Origin of the sequence: Paraurantiacibacter namhicola (genome assembly GCF_001687545.1) — a bacterium.
Lineage (GTDB): Bacteria > Pseudomonadota > Alphaproteobacteria > Sphingomonadales > Sphingomonadaceae > Paraurantiacibacter > Paraurantiacibacter namhicola.
This window is the reverse complement of sequence record NZ_CP016545.1, coordinates 643,374-660,136: the sequence shown is the minus strand read 5'-3', so window position 1 is coordinate 660,136 and position 16,763 is coordinate 643,374. Positions and strand designations below refer to the sequence as shown.

General features: G+C 65.8%; 13 protein-coding genes. 9 read left to right on the top strand and 4 right to left on the bottom strand.

The annotated features are described in order from the left end of the window. The first annotated feature begins 60 nt into the window (after positions 1-60). The 3 genes from A6F65_RS03180 (at position 61) to A6F65_RS03170 (ending at position 4,724) form a co-directional block, all read left to right on the top strand. On the top strand, positions 61-2,826 hold the full coding sequence (locus A6F65_RS03180) for a [protein-PII] uridylyltransferase (protein WP_067785918.1): 2,766 nt from the start codon (positions 61-63) through the stop codon (positions 2,824-2,826). 179 nt (positions 2,827-3,005) lie between these two features. Beyond that, positions 3,006-4,052 (top strand): rod shape-determining protein, encoded by a 1,047-nt coding sequence (locus A6F65_RS03175; protein WP_067785916.1) that lies wholly within the window; start codon positions 3,006-3,008, stop codon positions 4,050-4,052. A gap of 201 nt (positions 4,053-4,253) precedes the next feature. After that, positions 4,254-4,724, top strand: coding sequence for a GNAT family N-acetyltransferase (locus tag A6F65_RS03170; RefSeq protein WP_067785914.1), 471 nt, complete (start codon positions 4,254-4,256; stop codon positions 4,722-4,724). Positions 4,725-4,763: 39 nt separating this feature from the next. On the opposite strand, the gene A6F65_RS03165 is transcribed toward A6F65_RS03170, so the two are convergent. Next, positions 4,764-5,438 (bottom strand): YggS family pyridoxal phosphate-dependent enzyme, encoded by a 675-nt coding sequence (locus tag A6F65_RS03165; RefSeq protein WP_067785912.1) that lies wholly within the window; start codon positions 5,436-5,438, stop codon positions 4,764-4,766. Here A6F65_RS03165 and A6F65_RS03160 point away from each other — a divergent pair. The 3 genes from A6F65_RS03160 (at position 5,422) to A6F65_RS12835 (ending at position 9,044) form a co-directional block, all read left to right on the top strand. Beyond that, on the top strand, positions 5,422-6,021 hold the full coding sequence (locus A6F65_RS03160; RefSeq protein WP_335645333.1) for a thiamine phosphate synthase: 600 nt from the start codon (positions 5,422-5,424) through the stop codon (positions 6,019-6,021). The genes A6F65_RS03165 and A6F65_RS03160 overlap by 17 nt on opposite strands. Positions 6,022-6,082: 61 nt before the next feature. After that, positions 6,083-8,425 carry an FtsK/SpoIIIE family DNA translocase gene (locus A6F65_RS03155; protein ID WP_067785908.1) on the top strand — a complete coding sequence of 781 codons (2,343 nt, stop codon included), beginning with the start codon at positions 6,083-6,085 and terminating at the stop codon, positions 8,423-8,425. Between the two features lie 4 nt (positions 8,426-8,429). After that, complete coding sequence (locus tag A6F65_RS12835; protein ID WP_157093030.1) at positions 8,430-9,044, top strand: hypothetical protein; 615 nt, start codon at positions 8,430-8,432, stop codon at positions 9,042-9,044. A gap of 143 nt (positions 9,045-9,187) precedes the next feature. Here the strand turns inward: A6F65_RS12835 and A6F65_RS03150 are convergent, their stop codons facing one another. The 3 genes from A6F65_RS03150 to A6F65_RS03140 all read right to left on the bottom strand — a co-directional run bounded on the left by A6F65_RS03150 (position 9,188) and on the right by A6F65_RS03140 (position 13,282). Then, complete coding sequence (locus tag A6F65_RS03150) at positions 9,188-10,573, bottom strand: DEAD/DEAH box helicase (protein ID WP_067785906.1); 1,386 nt, start codon at positions 10,571-10,573, stop codon at positions 9,188-9,190. 235 nt (positions 10,574-10,808) lie between these two features. Next, positions 10,809-11,213, bottom strand: a complete 405-nt coding sequence (locus tag A6F65_RS03145) for an acyl-CoA thioesterase (protein ID WP_067785903.1) — start codon at positions 11,211-11,213, stop codon at positions 10,809-10,811. Further along, positions 11,210-13,282, bottom strand: coding sequence for a S9 family peptidase (locus A6F65_RS03140; protein WP_067785901.1), 2,073 nt, complete (start codon positions 13,280-13,282; stop codon positions 11,210-11,212). Before A6F65_RS03140 ends, A6F65_RS03145 begins: the two co-directional genes overlap by 4 nt. A gap of 124 nt (positions 13,283-13,406) precedes the next feature. On the opposite strand from A6F65_RS03140, the gene A6F65_RS03135 reads away from it, so the two are divergent. The 3 genes from A6F65_RS03135 to A6F65_RS03125 all read left to right on the top strand — a co-directional run bounded on the left by A6F65_RS03135 (position 13,407) and on the right by A6F65_RS03125 (position 16,762). After that, the gene (locus A6F65_RS03135) at positions 13,407-15,227 is read left to right on the top strand and encodes an aminopeptidase P family protein (protein WP_067785899.1); all 1,821 of its coding nucleotides are present in this window, start codon (positions 13,407-13,409) and stop codon (positions 15,225-15,227) included. A gap of 228 nt (positions 15,228-15,455) precedes the next feature. Then, positions 15,456-16,028 carry an EF-hand domain-containing protein gene (locus tag A6F65_RS03130; RefSeq protein WP_067785897.1) on the top strand — a complete coding sequence of 191 codons (573 nt, stop codon included), beginning with the start codon at positions 15,456-15,458 and terminating at the stop codon, positions 16,026-16,028. 8 nt (positions 16,029-16,036) lie between these two features. Then, positions 16,037-16,762 (top strand): response regulator, encoded by a 726-nt coding sequence (locus tag A6F65_RS03125; protein ID WP_237164874.1) that lies wholly within the window; start codon positions 16,037-16,039, stop codon positions 16,760-16,762. Position 16,763 lies beyond the last annotated feature (1 nt).

The following is a 16,763-nucleotide window of genomic DNA, read 5'->3' as shown; positions in this document are numbered from 1 at the left end:
AACGCGCTCGCCCTGCCAGAAAGCTTGGCCGAACGGAAGGCGCAACCTATGTAGGTTGGCGTGAACAGCGTGAAAATCCCCAGGCGCCGCGCCATCATTGACCGCCGCGCGCTGGCCGAGCGCATCGCCGCGCTGGCAGCGGATGGCGGCGCGCAGGCCAATCGCATGGGAATTGTCGATGCGGCCAAGGAGTCCATGGCAGCTGGCCGGGCGGAGCTTGAAAAACGGCTCTCGGAGAAGCCCAGTGCGGGGCACGAAAGCGCGGCGGGCCATGCCTTCCTGACGGACCAGGTCATCCGCACGCTGTATGATCATGTCGTCACGGACCTGTACCCCGGCGGCAACCGCTCCACCGGGGAGCGGATCGCACTGGTCGCCGTGGGCGGATACGGCCGTGCGGAGATGGCGCCGCATTCCGACGTGGACATCGCCTTCGTCACGCCGGGCAAGCCCACGCCCTGGTGCGAGCAGGTGATCGAGGCGATGCTGTATTACCTGTGGGACCTAGGCCTGAAGGTCGGCCAGTCCAGCCGCAGCATCGAAGACACGGTCCGCATGGCGAAGAGCGATGTCACCATCCGCACCGCCATGCTGGAAAGCCGTTTCCTGTGGGGTGATCAGGATGTCTACGACGAGGGCGCGAGGCGGTTCTGGGCCGAAGTGGTCAAGGGAACCGAAGCGCAGTTCGTTGCCGAGAAGCTGGAGGAGCGCAACGCGCGGCACAAGCGGATGGGCGACAGCCGCTATGTCGTCGAACCCAATGTGAAGGACGGTAAGGGCGGGCTGCGCGACCTCCACGCGCTGTACTGGATCGGCAAGTACATGCACCGCGTGCAGAGCGCCGCTCAGCTTGTGGACGCGGGCCTGCTGACCACGCGCGAATACCGCACCTTCCGCCGTGCCGAGAGCTTCCTGCTGGCCGTGCGCGCCCACCTGCATCACATCACCGGCCGCCCGGAAGACCGCCTGACATTCGACCTGCAACGCGAAGTGGCCAGGCGGATGAATTTCGCCGAGCGGACCGGCAAGAGCGCGGTCGAGCGCTTCATGCAGTACTACTTCATCCAGGCCCGCCACGTTGGCAGCCTGACCGGCGTGTTCCTGGCCCAGCTGGACGACCAGGCCATGGCGCAGCGCAAGGCGCGCGGCCTGCTGGCAGGCTTCCGGCAGAAGGCGCGAATCCTCAGTGGCTACCGCGTGTTCGGCGGCAAGATCGCCGCGCCGGACAAGGATGACTGGTTCCGCCAGGATCCCGTCCGCCTGCTGGAAATCTTCCAGCTGGCCGAGGAACACGGGCTGGAAATCCACCCCGACACCATGCGCACCGCCACGCGCGACCAGAAATGCATCGACCATGACGTGCGGCACGATCCCCGCGCCAACGCCCTGTTCCTGAAGCTGCTGACCGGCCGCGTGCAGGCGGAGACAGCGCTGCGCTGGATGAACGAGGCGGGCATTTTCGGCCGCTTCGTGCCCGATTTCGGCAAGGTCGGCGCGCAGATGCAGTTCGACATGTACCACCACTACACGGTCGACGAGCACACCATCCGAGCCATCGGCCTGCTTGCCCAGATCGAGCGGGGGGAGCTGAAGGGCGACCACCCCATTGCCAGCGAGCTGATCCCGCAGCTGGACAGCCGCCGCGCGCTATATGTCGCCACGCTGCTGCACGATATCGCGAAGGGCCGGGGCGGCGACCACTCGGTGCTGGGCGCGGAGATTGCGCTGACACTGTGCCCGCGTTTCGGCCTGAGCGACGACGAGACGGAGCTGGTCAGCTGGCTGGTGCGCCAGCACCTGCTGATGAGCGCGACGGCCTTCAAGCGCGACCTGGCCGACCCCAAGACCATCACCGATTTCGTGGAACAGGTGCAGGGGCTGGAGCGGCTGCGCCAGCTGACCGTGCTGACCATCGTGGACATCCGCGCCGTGGGTCCGGGCGTGTGGAACGGCTGGAAGCGCCAGCTGATCGGCGATCTTTACGAGCTGACGGAGGAGCGCCTGCGGCTGGGCCACAAGCGCCGCCATCGCAGCGATATCGTGGCCATGAAGAAGGACAAGGTCCGCGGCGCGCTGGGCGACAAGGCCGATGTGCTGGATCGCCTGTCCGACACATTCGACGATGCCTACTGGATCGCGGAGCCGGAGGATATCGTCGCGCTGAACCTGGTGCATTACGCCGCCGCGACGGACATGGATCACGACCTGTCGATCCATGCCGAATACTACCCCGCGCGCGGCGCCACGCTGGTCACCGTCATCGCCAGCGACCACCCGGGCCTCTTCTTCCGCATTGCCGGGGCGATCCACCTGGCGGGCGGCAACATCATTGATGCGCGCATCCACACGACACGCAGCGGCCGCGCGGTGGACAATTTCCTGGTGCAGGATCCGCTCGGCCAGCCCTTCAGCGAAGATCCGCAGATAGAGCGGCTGGAAAAGAGCATCCGCGATGCGCTGGCCAATCGCATCGAGCTGGTCCCGCAGCTGGCCGCCCGGCCCCTGCCCCGCACCCGCGCCGCCAGCTTCGATGTCCGCCCGCGCGTCTTCTTCGACAATAAGGCCAGCGGCCGCTTCACCGTGATCGAAGTCAGCGCGCGCGACCGCCCGGCGCTGCTCAACCGGCTCGCCCGCGCCCTGTTCGAGGCGAATTTGATGGTCACGTCCGCCCACATCACCCATTATGGGGAGCGCGCGGTCGACACATTCTACGTCACCGACCTCACGGGCCAGAAAGTGACTGCGGCGGACCGGCTGCGCGCCATCGAGGTCGCCTTGCTGGACGCCGCCAGCGACCAGCGACAGGCGGAGACCGAGGCCGCCTGAGCGCCACCCTTGCTGCGCCCTGCCCGCTTTGCGGCTCCACTCGGCGCAGCCCAGCGGCACGCGCCCGGCCCGTTCATCTGCGCGACAGTTTGCTGGTCCATCGCAGGCCTTTCCGCACCGTCAGGGGATGGGCGCTGCGCAAGACGGGACATAAGGGGGCTGGAGGGGTCGCAAACCCGATGGGCTTTATGGATTTCCTGCCATTCGCTTCGGCGGACATGGCAATCGATTTGGGCACGGCAAACACCGTTGTCTGGTTTCGCGGCAGCGGCATCGTGCTGGCCGAACCATCTGTCGTGACGCTGGAAAGCGTCAATGGCATCAAGGGCGTGCGCGCCGTGGGTGACGATGCCAAGCTGATGATGGGCCGCACGCCTGACAATGTGGAGACGATCCGTCCGCTTCGCCACGGGGTCATCGCCGACCTCGAAGTGGCGGAGGAAATGCTCAAGCACTTCATGGCCAAGGCCAAGCTGGAGGCCGGGTCACGCGGTCGCGGCAGCCCCGAAGTGGTGCTCTGCGTGCCCAGCGGCTCCACCAGCGTGGAACGCCGCGCGATCCGCGATGCGGCCAGCAACGCCGGCGCGCGCAAGGTCTATCTGATAGACGAGCCGATGGCCGCAGCCATCGGCGCAGATTTGCCCGTGACGCAGCCGACGGGCAGCATGGTGGTCGATATCGGCGGCGGCTCCACGGAAGTCGGCGTGCTGTCGGTGGGCGGTCTCGCCGTAACGCTGTCCGCCCGCATCGGCGGCGACCGGATGGACGAGGCCATCGCCGCGCATATCCGGCGCGACCACAACCTCGTGATTGGGGAAATGACAGCCGAGCGCGTGAAGATGCAAATCGGCGCGGCGACCTGCACGGACGAGGGCGGGACCATCGCCATGAAGGTGCGCGGGCGCGACGTGGTGCGCGGCGTGCCCACCGAAACCGCCATCGCCCAGTCGGAGATTGTCGAGGCGCTGTCCGAACCTGTCGGCCAGATCGTGCACACGGTGCGCCAGGCGCTGGAGATGACCGCGCCGGAAATCGCCGCCGACATCATCGAGGGCGGCATTGTCATGACCGGCGGCAGCTCGCTGCTTACTGGGCTGGACAAGGTCCTGAGCGAAGCGACCGGCCTGCCGGTCATCGTTGCCGACGACCCGCTCAACTGCGTCGCGAGAGGTGCAGGCCGCGCGCTGGAGGAGGCGGAATACCGCGGCGTGCTGGTCGCCGCCTGACCTGCTCGCTTGCGTTACTGACCAAATTGCGTCACTTATCCCGCGTCCCACGAGGGACGGATGGAGATTTTTTGAACGCTACCGCGTGAATAAGGACCGGCCTGCATCGGTGATGCGGCCCGGCAAGATCCAAAACCCCGCCACCGGCATGGCCCGGTTGGCGAGCGGTTCGCTGTAATCTCAATTCACGAGTATCATGACATGAACGACACGGCTTCCATCCGCGCGATGACGCGCGAAGACCTGCCCCGCATTGGCGAACTGGTCGATGCCAACCAGATGTTTCCATCCGAAATGCTGCCCGACATGACGGCGCCATTTTTTGAAGGCGAAGCGGAGGCGCATCGCTGGATCGTCTTCGATGACGGGCAGCTTTCCGGGGTGGCTTACACGGTGCCAGAAGCCATGACCGATGGGGCATGGAACACGCTGCTTATCTGCGTCGACCCGGCGCGGCATGGCGCAGGCATCGGCGCACGGCTGATGCAGCATATCGAGGCCGACCTGGCCAGCGGCGGCGGGCGCATCCTGCTGGTCGAAACCAGCGGCAAGCCGGAATTCGAGCGCACGCGCGGCTTCTACGACATGCTGGGGTACGAGCGGGAGGCCCGCATTCGCGACTATTACGAAGCGGGCGACGACAAGGTCGTCTTCCGCAAGGCTCTTGGCTGATCGTGGGAAACTGGGGCGGGCTGCGAGAGCGGCCTGCCCCTATCCGCGCGCACCGAACAGTGCGCTGCCCACGCGGATATGCGTGGCGCCGGTCATGATCGCGGTTTCGAAATCGCCGCTCATGCCCATGCTGAGGCCCAAGGGTTCTTCGGGCACGCCATTGTCCCGCGCCAGCTTGGCGAGGAAGGCAAAGAAGGGTGCGGGCTCGATATCGGCGGGCGGCACGGCCATCAGGCCGGCGAGCGGAATGTCCGCATCGCGCACCTTGGCCAGGAAAGCGGGCAGCTCCGCCACGGGGCAGCCACCCTTCTGCGGTTCCTCGCCGATGTCGACCTGCACGAAGCACGGCACGCGCCGGTCCTGCCGGTCCATCTCCTTGGCCAGCGCCTTCAGCAGGCTTGCGCGGTCGAGCGAGTGGATCGCATCGAACAGCGCCACGGCATCGCCCGCCTTGTTGCTCTGCAACTGGCCGACCATGTGCAGCTTCGTATCGGGAAATCGCTCGCGCAGGGCTGGCCATTTGTCCAGCGCCTCCTGCACGCGGTTCTCGCCGAAGCTGCGATGACCCTGCTCCAGCAGGGGCAGGATGGCGTCGGAACCATGCGTCTTGCTGATCGCAATCAGTTCCACGCTGCCGGTTTCGCGGCGGGCGATCTTGCATGCTTTGGCGATGCGCGCCTCGATCGCCTGCAAGGGTGTGTCTGGATGTTCCATCGCCGCGCGCTATAGCCTGCCCATGCCGCTGCGCCATCCCCAAAGCCGCTTCCTGCCCCCGCGCTGGCTGCTGTCCGATCAGCGCAACGACACCGTACTGGAGCGCGCGCTGGAGCGCCTGCCGGAGGGGGGCGGCTTCATCTACCGACATTACCACCTGCCGCCGCAGCAGCGCCTCGCCCGTTTCCGCCAGCTTGCCGCTATCGCTCGCAGGCGGGGCCACTGGGTCGTGCTGGCGGACAGCGCCCTGACCGCGCGCGAATGGGGCGCCGACGGCATCTATGGCGCGCCGCGCAGCCTCTATCCCACACGCGACCTCCTCACGCTTGCCACCGCGCATGACATGGCGGAGGTCGCGCAGGCCAACCGCATGCACGCCGATGCCGTGCTGATCTCGCCGGTCTTCGCCACGCAGTCCCATCCCGGCGCAGATGTGCTGGGCCCGATGCGCTTCCGCAGGCTGGCCGCCCATGCCGCCATGCCGGTCATTGCGCTGGGCGGGATGACGCCGGCCAGCGCGCGCCGACTGCAATGGCCGCGCTGGGCCGCGATCGACGGCCTGTCCGGCGACACGGATTCTTGACGGCGAGTCCGCGAGGGCCGATGGTGCCAATTCGGGACTTTGGACGAGGATTACACGGACGATGGCAACACGCGTCGCCACGCAGCGCAAGGGTGCGGTGGACTGGAAAGCGGCCTTCCGCCGCTCCGCCCGGCGCGCCATGCAGCTGGTGGGTGCGGTGGTGCTGTTTGCGGGCGTCGCCTTCCTCGCCCTGTCGCTGCTGAGCTATTCCGAGGCCGATCCCAGCCCCTCCACCGCCGCGGGCGAAGTGGTCGCCAACTGGATGGGTCGCCCCGGTGCCTGGGCATCGGAGCGCGCCTATTTCCTGTTCGGCTGGCCGGCCTTCCTGCTGCTGCCGCTGTTCTACGCCTTCGGGATGAAGCTGTGGCGCGATGCCGGTGACGAGGTGACGCTGCACGGCAGCAAGTGGTGGCGCACCGTCGGGTGGCTGGTGCTGGCCATCGTGCTGATCGGCACGGCGCTGTCGCTGGCATTCGATCCGGCCACCACCAACCGCCCCGCCGGATGGGGCGGCATCGGCGGCCTGCTGGGTGCAGGCGCGCTGGAAGGCGTAGCCGGGCTGCTGCCCGATGGCGCGCAATTCTGGGCGCTGCTGGTGGCAGGGCTGGTCGCCGCCTTTGCCGGGGTCAGCCTGGCGGGCAAGGTCTTCATGCTGGATTGGGATGCGCTGCTCACCCGCCCGCAATGGCTTAGCCGCATGCCCAGCCTGCGCGGGCCGGAAAACCCCTTCAAGCCGCAGAAGGAAAAGCCCGCACGCGCCGCGCCGCGGATCGAGGAACCGCAGGACGGCGAGGAGGAGGCAAGGCCCCGCCGCGCCCCCGAAATTGCCGATCCCTCCGTCCCGCCGCGCCCAGCAAAGCCCAGCAAGACCGCGCAGAAGGACATGTTCGCGGATTACGAACTGCCCAGCATCGACCTGCTGGAAGATGCCCCGCCGGACAACCGCCCGGTGCTGGACAAGGCGGCGCTGCAATCCAACGCCCGCCTGCTGGAAAACGTGCTCGACGATTTCAATGTGAAGGGCGAGATCACCGCCGTGCGCACCGGCCCGGTGGTGACGATGTACGAGCTGGAGCCCGCGCCCGGCATCAAGGCCAGCCGCGTCATCGGCCTGGCCGAGGATATTGCGCGCAACATGTCCGCCATCTCCGCGCGCGTCAGCCCCATTCCGGGCAAGACGGTGATGGGCATCGAACTGCCCAACAAAGATCGGCAGATGGTCAGTTTCAAGGAACTGGCCGCGTCCGAAGCCTTCCAGGGCCACAAGGGCGCGCTGCCGATCATCCTGGGCAAGGATATTGCCGGCGAGCCCATCGTCGCGGACCTAGCCGCCATGCCGCACTTGCTGGTGGCGGGCACCACCGGTTCGGGCAAGTCGGTCGGCCTCAACGCCATCCTGCTGAGCCTGCTTTACCGCTTCAATCCCAGCCAGTGCCGCCTGATCCTGGTCGATCCCAAGGTGCTGGAGCTGAAGAGCTATGACGATATTCCCCACCTGCTGAGCCCCGTGGTGACGGAGCCGCACAAGTCCGTGCGCGCACTCAAATGGGCGGTCGAGGAGATGGAACGCCGCTATCGCATGATGTCCGATATCGGCGCGCGCAACATCTCCGGCTTCAACGAGCGGATCGCCACCGCCGCAGCCAAGGGCAAGCCATTGGGACGCGCAGTTCAGACGGGATTCGACCCCGAAACCGGCGAGGCGTTGGTGGAGGAAGAGCAGCTCGATTACGAGGTACTGCCGCTGATCGTGCTGATCGTGGACGAGCTGGCCGACCTGATGGTGACCGTGGGCAAGGAAATCGAGGTGCTTATCCAGCGCCTTTCCCAGAAATCGCGCGCCGCGGGCATCCACCTGATCATGGCGACACAGCGCCCGTCCGTCGATGTCATCACCGGCGTCATCAAGGCCAATTTGCCCACCCGCATCAGCTTCAACGTCACCAGCCGGATCGACAGCCGGACCATCCTGGGCGAGCAGGGCGCGGAGCAGTTGCTGGGCAAGGGCGACATGCTGTTCAAGCCGTCATCGGGCGCGCTCACCCGCGTGCACGGCCCCTTCGTGTCGGACGAGGAAGTGGAAGCGGTCGCCAGCCACTGGCGCGGCCAGGGAGAGCCCGCTTACGTCGACAGCGTGACCGAGGAGCCGGAAGACGGCGGCTTCGGCTTCGAGGACGAGCTGACCGCCTCGGACAATCCCGAGGAGCGCAAATACCGCCAGGCCTGCCAGATCGTGATCGAGAACCAGAAAGCGTCCGGCAGCTGGCTGCAACGCCAGATGGGCGTAGGCTACAACACCGCCGCCAAATGGATCGAACGCATGGAAGGCGAAGGCCTCGTCGGCCCGGCCAACCACGTCGGCCGTCGCGAAATCTTCCGCGACCGGGACGGGAATCCGTTGTGAAAACATGATCGCCAATTGCAGATTATACCGGCATCAAGAAGAATCCTCTGAAACCGTGAAGAGGACGAAACTCGTTCTGACCGCCGGAGCTTCGATAGCTTTAGCCTCCTGTGGTCAGCCGCTCGGCACTTACGAAGTTGAGGCTTTAACAGTGACCGAGAATGCGCCCAAGCCTGAGGGCGTTCGCGCTCCAAACTATGGTCGTTACGTGAAGGTTGCGCTTTCCTCTGAAACGAACCTCACTGCGATCGCAGATCACATCGCCAGCGTTTACGCACATGCAGACTTTTGCCCGTTCTCTGACCCCTATTTCTTGACGACATTTGGACCGTTCAGCAGTGGCGATGCCGACTTAGAAGTACCAAGTTCGGCGAAAGCTCTGGAGCGAGCACCGGACGGCAAGTTCCACTACAATGTCTATATCGTCCCGCGGCATAGAATGCCGGATATCAAGTACAGTCGAAGTGCAGATGCCCGAGAGAGCTACGACATAGAGTCAGACGGGCGCGACATCTGTATCAGGTTCGACGCTCCGGGTTACGATATCGTCAAATCAAGGTCAAAAATGATCCGGATATCGCACGATGATATCCGAGACGCCTTCGCTTCTGCTTCGTGAGGCCGACGCGAACATTCGCGTAAGCAGGCTCTTTCTGAAGCCTTGGGCGAGCCACAACAATGCGCATACGAAAAAGCCCCGCCTTCCAGCGGGGCTTTTCATCTTAAGGCACGAGTTGTGGTTCGCGCAGATGCGGTAAGGCGTCAGCCTGCGGTGTCGCGCTGCTTGCGGCGGCGGTTGCGGTTGCCGCCGCCCTGGCTACCCTGGCCGCCGCCCTGTCCACCAGCCTGTCCCTGGGCGCCGCCCGGTCCGCGGCGGTTGTGCCGGGGTTTGGGCTTGGCGCTGGGCTTCGGCTTGCGGCCGAGCGGGCGGTTGTGTTCGGGGCGGTTGCCGTCTTCCTGTCGGAAGGGCGCCGTGGCGCTGGCCTCCACTGCGTCGACCGCCTCGCGGAAGCCTGAAGGCAGCGGGACCTTGCCCAGCGTGATGCCGGTCAGCTTCTGGATGTCGCGCAGGTAATCGCGCTCGTCCGGGGCGCAGAAGGCAATCGCCACGCCCGATGCGCCGGCACGCGCGGTGCGGCCGATGCGGTGGACATATTGTTCTGGCACATTGGGCAGCTCGAAATTGAAGACGTGCGACACGCCTGGAATGTCGATCCCGCGCGCGGCGATGTCTGTCGCCACCAGGATCGGCACCTTGCCGCTGCGGAAGGCGGCGAGGCTGCGCTCGCGCTGGGGCTGCGACTTGTTGCCGTGGATGGCATTCGCCTCGATCCCCATGCGGCCGAGCTTCTTCACTACGCGGTCAGCGCCGTGCTTCGTGCGGGTGAACACCAGCACGCGGTCCATTTCGCCGCTTTCCATGCCCTTGCGGATGGAAAGGGTCAGCAGCGCCTGCTTTTCACCCTGGTTCAGGAAGCAGACGAACTGGTCCACCCGCTCCGCCGTGGTGGCAGCGGGGGCGACGGAAACCTGCTTCGGATTGGTCAGGTACTGGCTGGCCAGCTGCTTGATCGCCTTGGGCATGGTGGCGGAGAACAGCAGCGTCTGGCGGTCCTTCGGCAGCAGCGCCACGATGCGCTTCAGCGCATGGATGAAGCCGAGGTCCAGCATCTGGTCCGCTTCGTCCAGCACCAGGATCTGCGTGCTGTCCAGCTTCAGCGCCTTCTGGCTGATGAGGTCTTCCAGCCGGCCGGGCGTGGCGACGAGAATGTCGACGCCGCGGGCCAGCTTCTGCTTGTCCTTGTTGACCGAGGTGCCGCCCACGATGCTGGCGACGCGCAGTGCGGAAAGCGCCCCGTATTCGCGCGCATTGGCGGCAATCTGGCCGACCAGTTCGCGTGTGGGAGCAAGCACCAGCTTGCGGCAGGAGCGCGGGCTGGGCTCGCGGTCGTCCTGCGCCAAGTGCTGGATGCTGGGCAGCATGAAGGCCGCCGTCTTGCCGGTGCCGGTCTGCGCGATGCCGAGGAGGTCTTCACCCTTCAGCAGCAGCGGGATGGACTGGGCCTGGATCGGCGTAGGCGTGTCGTAACCCTTGTGGGCGAGCGCCTGCTGGATGGACTTTGAAAGTCCGAGTTCGTTGAATTTCATGTCTGATATGTACTCATGTGCAAAGCCGTCCCGCGCAGCCGAAATGGCGCACGAGTGGCGGGTTCGTGAACGACCCGCGTGACAAGGGAGGCTCTGTCAGGGATGCCGGGTGGGGGCTGCGGCGGAAGGTCCGCCCATTCACGCTGCCCTATCGAAAGGCCCGGCTCGCGGCCCATGTGGATGCTGCACCGCACAAAGTCAATGGCGGCGCGTTAAGGTCTTGCAGCGCGCTGGCTCAGGCCTTGGGCACGAACTGCGCCGCGACATCCTTGGGCACGCGCATGATCTTGCCGGTGGACCGGTCGATCATGGCCCAGCTCGTGACGGCGCGGACGATGGGCTTGCCCTCGGCATTGCGGAAGGTGGTGCGCCGCTCGAACCGCGCGCCGGTGGGCGCCTTGCCGATCTCGGTGGTCGCTTCGGTCGTCTCGCCTTCCACGATATTGCCGCGGTAATCGATCTCGTGCCGGGTGACGAACCAGGCATAGGCCTCGCGGTGCGCCTCGTCCGCAATGCTGTTCCAGTGCGTAGTGGCAACCTCCTCCATCCAGCGCACCCAGACCGCGTTGTTGACGTGGCCGTTGATGTCGATGTCTTCCGGGGCGGCGGTGAAGCTCATCGTGAAGCTGGAGGAGCTCATGCCTCCACTCCCATCTGCCACAGGATGAAGGCGAATTCCTCGGCTGTCTCGTGCAGGCTCTGGAAGCGGCCGGACTTGCCGCCGTGCCCTGCGCCCATATTGGTCTTCAGGACCAGCTCGTTCGCATCCGTCTTCAGCTCGCGCAGGCGGGCGACCCATTTGGCAGGCTCCCAATAGGTGACGCGCGGATCGTTGAGGCCGGCGGTGACCATCAGCGGCGGGTAATCCTGCGCGCGGACATTGTCATAGGGGCTGTAGCTGCGGATCAGCTCGAACGCGGCCTTGTCCTCGATCGGGTTGCCCCATTCGGGCCATTCGCCCGGCGTCAGCGGAAGCGTCGCGTCTAGCATGGTGGCGAGCACGTCCACGAAGGGCACATGCGCCACCACCGCGCCCCACAATTCCGGGTCGGAATTGATAACCGCGCCCATCAGCTCGCCACCCGCGCTGCCGCCGGAGATGCTGATGCGGCCCTTCTCGGTCAGGCCGCGCTCGACCAGACCCTGCGCCACGTCCACGAAATCGGTGAACGCGTTGGTGCGGCTTTCCAACTTGCCTGCCTTGTACCAGGCGCGCCCCAGATCGTCCCCGCCGCGGATATGCGCGATGGCATAGGCAAAGCCGCGATCCACCAGGCTGAGGCGAGTGGTGGAGAAGCCGGGCGGGATGGCGATACCGTAAGCGCCGTAACCATAAAGGTGAAGTGGGCCAGAACCTTCCCGGTCTTTTCGGTACATCACGCTGACCGGTATCGCCGTGCCGTCACGCGCGGTGATCTCCAGCCGCTCGGTCGCGTAAAGCTCGCGCTCGTAGCCGGAGGGGATTTCCTGCCGCTTCAGCAGCGTCAGTTGCTGGCCCGCGACATCGTGATCGTAAGTGCTCGCCGGGCTGATCATGCTTTCGTAGGAGAGGCGCAGCACGGTCTGGCCGTATTCCGGATTGCTGCCGAGCCCCGCGGTGTAGCTGGCCTCAGGAAATTCCACCGGCTCGATCCGCGACGGGTCGTCGTAATAGCGCAGCTCGATCCGGTCGAGACCGCCAAGCCGCCCGTCGAGCACCCAGAAATCGCGGAACAGTTCGAAACCGGTCAGATAATGCGCGTCCGTCCCCTCGACCACGGTTTCCCAGCGGTCCGGCGTGCCGAGCGGAGCATTTGCCACGCGGAAGTTCTCATGCGTGTCATTGGCCAACACCCAGACGGTGCCTTCGCGGATATCGCAATCGTATTCGACGCCCTTTTCGCGCGGCTTCACGCAGCGCGGCGGCGCGGTGGGATCGTCCGCCGGGACCAGCCAGGCCTCGCCCGTTTCGTGGTCCCCGGTGGAGATGACGATCCAGTCATCCTGCGCGGAAAGCCCGGCGGAGACGCGGAAGCCCTCGTCGTCCTCGTGGAAGATCTCGGTGTCGTCCTCGGCTCGCTGGCCCAGCCAGTGCAGCCGCGCATTGTCCGTGCGCCATTGCTCGTTCGCCAGCGAATAGACCAGCGCCCGGTCATTCGCGCACCAGACCAGCGAGGATAGCGTGCCGGGTATCTCATCGGCGAGCATTTCACCATTCTGGAGATTCTTGACCTTTGCCGTGTACCGTTCCGACCCGTTATCATCGACCGAATAGGCCAGCATGGTGCCATCCTTGCTGACCGACAGCGCGCCCAGCCGGAAATATTCCTTCCCCTCTGCCAGGGCGACCTCGTCGAGGATGAGCTGGTCCGCTCTGCCATCGTCTGCCGCATCGACATGGCGGCGCCACCACTTCTTGTATTCGGCGCCTTCCTCGAACTCGATCCAGTATAGCCAGTCACCATCCTTCTGCGGGACGGACTTGTCCGCTTCCTTGATGCGCGCGCGCATTTCCCTGAACAGCGCCTCGACCGTGCCCTCATGCGGCTTCATCCGCTGCTCGAACCAGGCGTTTTCCGCTTCCAGATGTGCCAGGATCGCCGCGTCCTTCACCTCCGGATAGCCGGGATCGCGCAGCCAGGCGTAATCGTCGGTGATCGTGATGCCGTGATGCGTGGCGGAGGACGGCTTCTTCACCGCGCGCGGCGGCTGGATGGTCTGGTCTGTCATGCCAGCCCACTTAATGGCTTTGGCGCGCGAGGGAAGATGGCCGCGCGCCGCTTCGCTGGAAAAGCCGCGGCAACCGGCCTATGCCTGTAGGCGGATAGTTTCATACGAACCGAAAGTTGCCGCCATGCTGATGCAGACCCACGAAGCCCGCCTCGATGCGCTGAGGACCGAACTCGCCAACCGCGATTTACAGGGCTTCTTCGTGCCGATTTCCGATGAGCATATGAGCGAATATGTCGGCGATTATGCGCAGCGGCTGCAATGGCTGACGGGCTTTGCCGGCAGCGCGGGCAGCGCGGTGGTGCTGAAGGACAATGCGGCCATGTTCGTGGACGGCCGCTACACGCTGCAGGTGACCGAACAGGTCGACGGCAAGCTGTATGAATACAAGGGCGTCCCGCAGGACGATCCGGCCGACTGGATCGGCGCGAATGCAGCGGAAGGCTCGCGCATCGGTTATGATGCGTGGCTGCACACGCGCGGCTGGGTCTCCAGCATGACGGAAAAGCTGGCCGAGCATGGCATCACGCTGGTGCCGGTCGATGGCAATCCGATCGATGCCGTGTGGCAGGACCGGCCCGAGCCGAGCCCGGCCAAGGCTTTCGTCCAGGCGAACGAGCATGCCGGGCGCTCCTCAAGCGCCAAGCGCAGCGAGATTGCCGAATGGCTGAAGGCCAAGAAGCTGGACGCGGCGGTCATCTCCGCGCTCGACTCCGTGGCATGGACGCTGAACATCCGCGGCAAGGACGTGCCGCGCACGCCGGTCGCGCTCAGCTACCTGCTGGTGCACGCGGATGGCACGGCGGAATGGTTCATCAAGGAAGACAAGGTGGACGATGAAGTCCGCCAGTCGCTCGGCAACGCAGTGCGCATCACGCCGCGCGATGCCTTCGAAGGCTCGCTGTCCGGGCTGAAGGGCAAGCGCGTGGCGGTCGATCCCAATTACGGCGTCGCGGGGATTTTCCAGGCCTTGGAAGATGGCGGGGCCAGCCCTGTCGCGGTGACCGATCCGGCCATCCTCCCGAAAGCGCAGAAGAACCCCGCCGAGCAGCAGGGCCACCGCGATGCACAGGCGCGAGACGGGGCGGCCGTTGCCCGCTTCCTGCGCTGGCTGGAAGTCGAAGGCCCCAAGGGCGGTGTGGACGAGCTTTCCGCCGCCGCCCGGCTGCAGGAATTCCGCCAGGCGCATGGCGACCTGCGAGACCTCAGCTTCGACACGATCTCCGCCGCCGGCCCGCACGGCGCCAGCCCGCATTATCGGGTGGACGAGGACAGCAATATCCCGCTCGCCCCCGGCAGCGTGTATCTGGTCGATAGCGGCGGGCAATATCCCGACGGCACGACCGACATTACCCGCACCGTGTGGATCGCGGGCGAGGGCGATGCGGCAAACCCGCCCGCCGAAGTGCGCGACCGCTTCACCCGCGTGCTGAAGGGCCATATCGCGCTGGACCGGCAGGTCTTCCCCGCAGGCACGCAGGGCGGCCAGCTGGACGCGATTGCCCGCATGCATCTGTGGCAGGCCGGCTGCGACTATGCCCATGGCACGGGCCACGGCGTGGGCAGCTTCCTGATGGTGCACGAAGGCCCGCAGCGCATCGCCAAGCCCGGCGGCGCCTATGCCGGGACGGCCCAGCCGCTGCTGGAAGGCATGATCCTCTCCAACGAGCCGGGATATTACAAGGCCGGCGAATACGGCATCCGGATCGAGAACCTGGTGCTGACCGAGAAGCGCGAAATCGCCAATGCGGATGCGGGCGAATGGCTTGGCTTCGAGACGCTGACCCTGGTTCCCATCGCGCGCAACATGCTCGATGTGGACCTGCTGGACGCCGACGAGCGCGCATGGTGGAACAGCTATCACGCGAAGGTGCACGGGGTGCTCGCCCCGCAGCTGGAAGGCGCGGACCGCGAATGGCTGGACGACGCCTGCAAGCCTATCTGACCGCGCGGTGACCGGCCCGACCGCGCTGACAAGGCCCTGATCTAACGGCAGGATGAACGGGGCAGGCCGCATGTTACAATCCGCGACAAATACGCCGCGTTCGGGCATAAGCCCGCGACATTGCTGTCCTAGAACTGTTTTCGTGGACAGCGGGGTGCTGCCGGTTTCCAATCCCTCCCCCTTTGCCGGTGGGCCCCGCTGTTCCTGAAGCAACATCAGGAGAGAATTATGCGTAAGTTTACCCTTCCCCTCATCGCTGCCGGTGCAGCCACCCTGGCCTTTGGCGGCGTTGCCGTGGCGCAGGAACGCGGCGGCGACATGACCCGTGCGGAAGTGACCGCCAAGGCGCAGGAACGCTTCGCCAAGATGGATGCCAACGATGACGGCGTCATCAACGAAGCCGACCGCGATGCCCGCCAGCGCGAGCTTTTCGACCGTATGGACGCGAACAATGACGGCGCCGTCAGCTACGAGGAGTTCTCCGCCATGCGCGAGCAGCGCAGCGAACGGCGTGAAGCCCGCCAGGGCCAGCGCGGCGGCGAGCAGCGCGGCGGCCGCCGTGGCGGCCAGCGCGGCGGCAAGATGATGCTGCAGCAGGCCGACACCAACAATGACGGCGCGATTACGGCGGCCGAGTTCCAGGCCGCAGCGCTGACCCGCTTCGACCAGGCGGATGCCAACAATGATGGCACCGTGACGGCCGAGGAGCGCAAGGCGGCCCGCCAGCAGATGCGTGGCCAGCGCGGCGGGCAGCGCGGTGAAGGCCGCGGCGAGCGGCGCGGCGCACGGCAGGCGAACTGACCCGCGCTTTGACCGAGAATACAACCATCCTGCTGGTCGATGACGAGGCCAGCCTGCGCGAGCCCCTGGCGGAATATCTTTCCGGCCAGGGGTTCGTCGTGACCGAGGCCGAGAGCGCTGCAAAGGCCCGTTCCGCTCTGCTGTCTGCGCGGCCGGATATTGCGCTGGTCGACATCATGATGCCGGGCGAAGATGGCCTCTCGCTCACCCGCCACCTGATCGAGGCGAAGGACCTGCCCGTCATCCTGCTGACCGCAAAGGGCGAGCCGACCGACCGCATCGTGGGGCTGGAAATCGGCGCGGACGATTATGTCACCAAGCCTTTCGAGCCGCGCGAACTTGTGGCCCGCATCCGCTCCGTCCTGCGGCGCGCGTCGAAGGGCGCGCCGACGCCTGAGGAGGATGCGCATTACCGCTTCGATGGCTGGCAGCTCGATCCGCTGAAGCACCGGCTGACCGATCCCGACGGCACTCTGGTGCCAATCTCCACGGCCGAGTTCCGCATGCTTGTCGCCTTCCTCGATGCGCCGAACCGCGTGCTGGACCGCGACCTGCTGCTGGATGTGGTGCAGGGGCGCGAGGCGCATATGTTCGACCGCGCGGTGGACAACCAGGTCAGCCGCCTGCGCCGCAAGCTGGGCGACAAGGACCGCAGCGTGAAGCTGATCCAGACGGTGCGCGGCGGCGGCTATCGCTTTGCGGCCGACGTGCAGCGCGTGATGCCGGGCAGCTGAC

What these genes read in the sequence shown, in the direction of transcription:
- A6F65_RS03155 (WP_067785908.1), top strand. Translation starts at nt 6,083, where the DNA reads ATGGCAACACGCGTCGCCACGCAGCGCAAGGGTGCGGTGGACTGGAAA.
- A6F65_RS03175 (WP_067785916.1), top strand. Translation starts at nt 3,006, where the DNA reads ATGGGCTTTATGGATTTCCTGCCATTCGCTTCGGCGGACATGGCAATC.
- A6F65_RS03140 (WP_067785901.1), bottom strand. Translation starts at nt 13,282, where the DNA reads ATGACAGACCAGACCATCCAGCCGCCGCGCGCGGTGAAGAAGCCGTCC.
- A6F65_RS03170 (WP_067785914.1), top strand. Translation starts at nt 4,254, where the DNA reads ATGAACGACACGGCTTCCATCCGCGCGATGACGCGCGAAGACCTGCCC.
- A6F65_RS03165 (WP_067785912.1), bottom strand. Translation starts at nt 5,438, where the DNA reads ATGGAACATCCAGACACACCCTTGCAGGCGATCGAGGCGCGCATCGCC.
- A6F65_RS03130 (WP_067785897.1), top strand. Translation starts at nt 15,456, where the DNA reads ATGCGTAAGTTTACCCTTCCCCTCATCGCTGCCGGTGCAGCCACCCTG.
- A6F65_RS03135 (WP_067785899.1), top strand. Translation starts at nt 13,407, where the DNA reads ATGCTGATGCAGACCCACGAAGCCCGCCTCGATGCGCTGAGGACCGAA.
- A6F65_RS12835 (WP_157093030.1), top strand. Translation starts at nt 8,430, where the DNA reads ATGATCGCCAATTGCAGATTATACCGGCATCAAGAAGAATCCTCTGAA.
- A6F65_RS03145 (WP_067785903.1), bottom strand. Translation starts at nt 11,213, where the DNA reads ATGAGCTCCTCCAGCTTCACGATGAGCTTCACCGCCGCCCCGGAAGAC.
- A6F65_RS03150 (WP_067785906.1), bottom strand. Translation starts at nt 10,573, where the DNA reads ATGAAATTCAACGAACTCGGACTTTCAAAGTCCATCCAGCAGGCGCTC.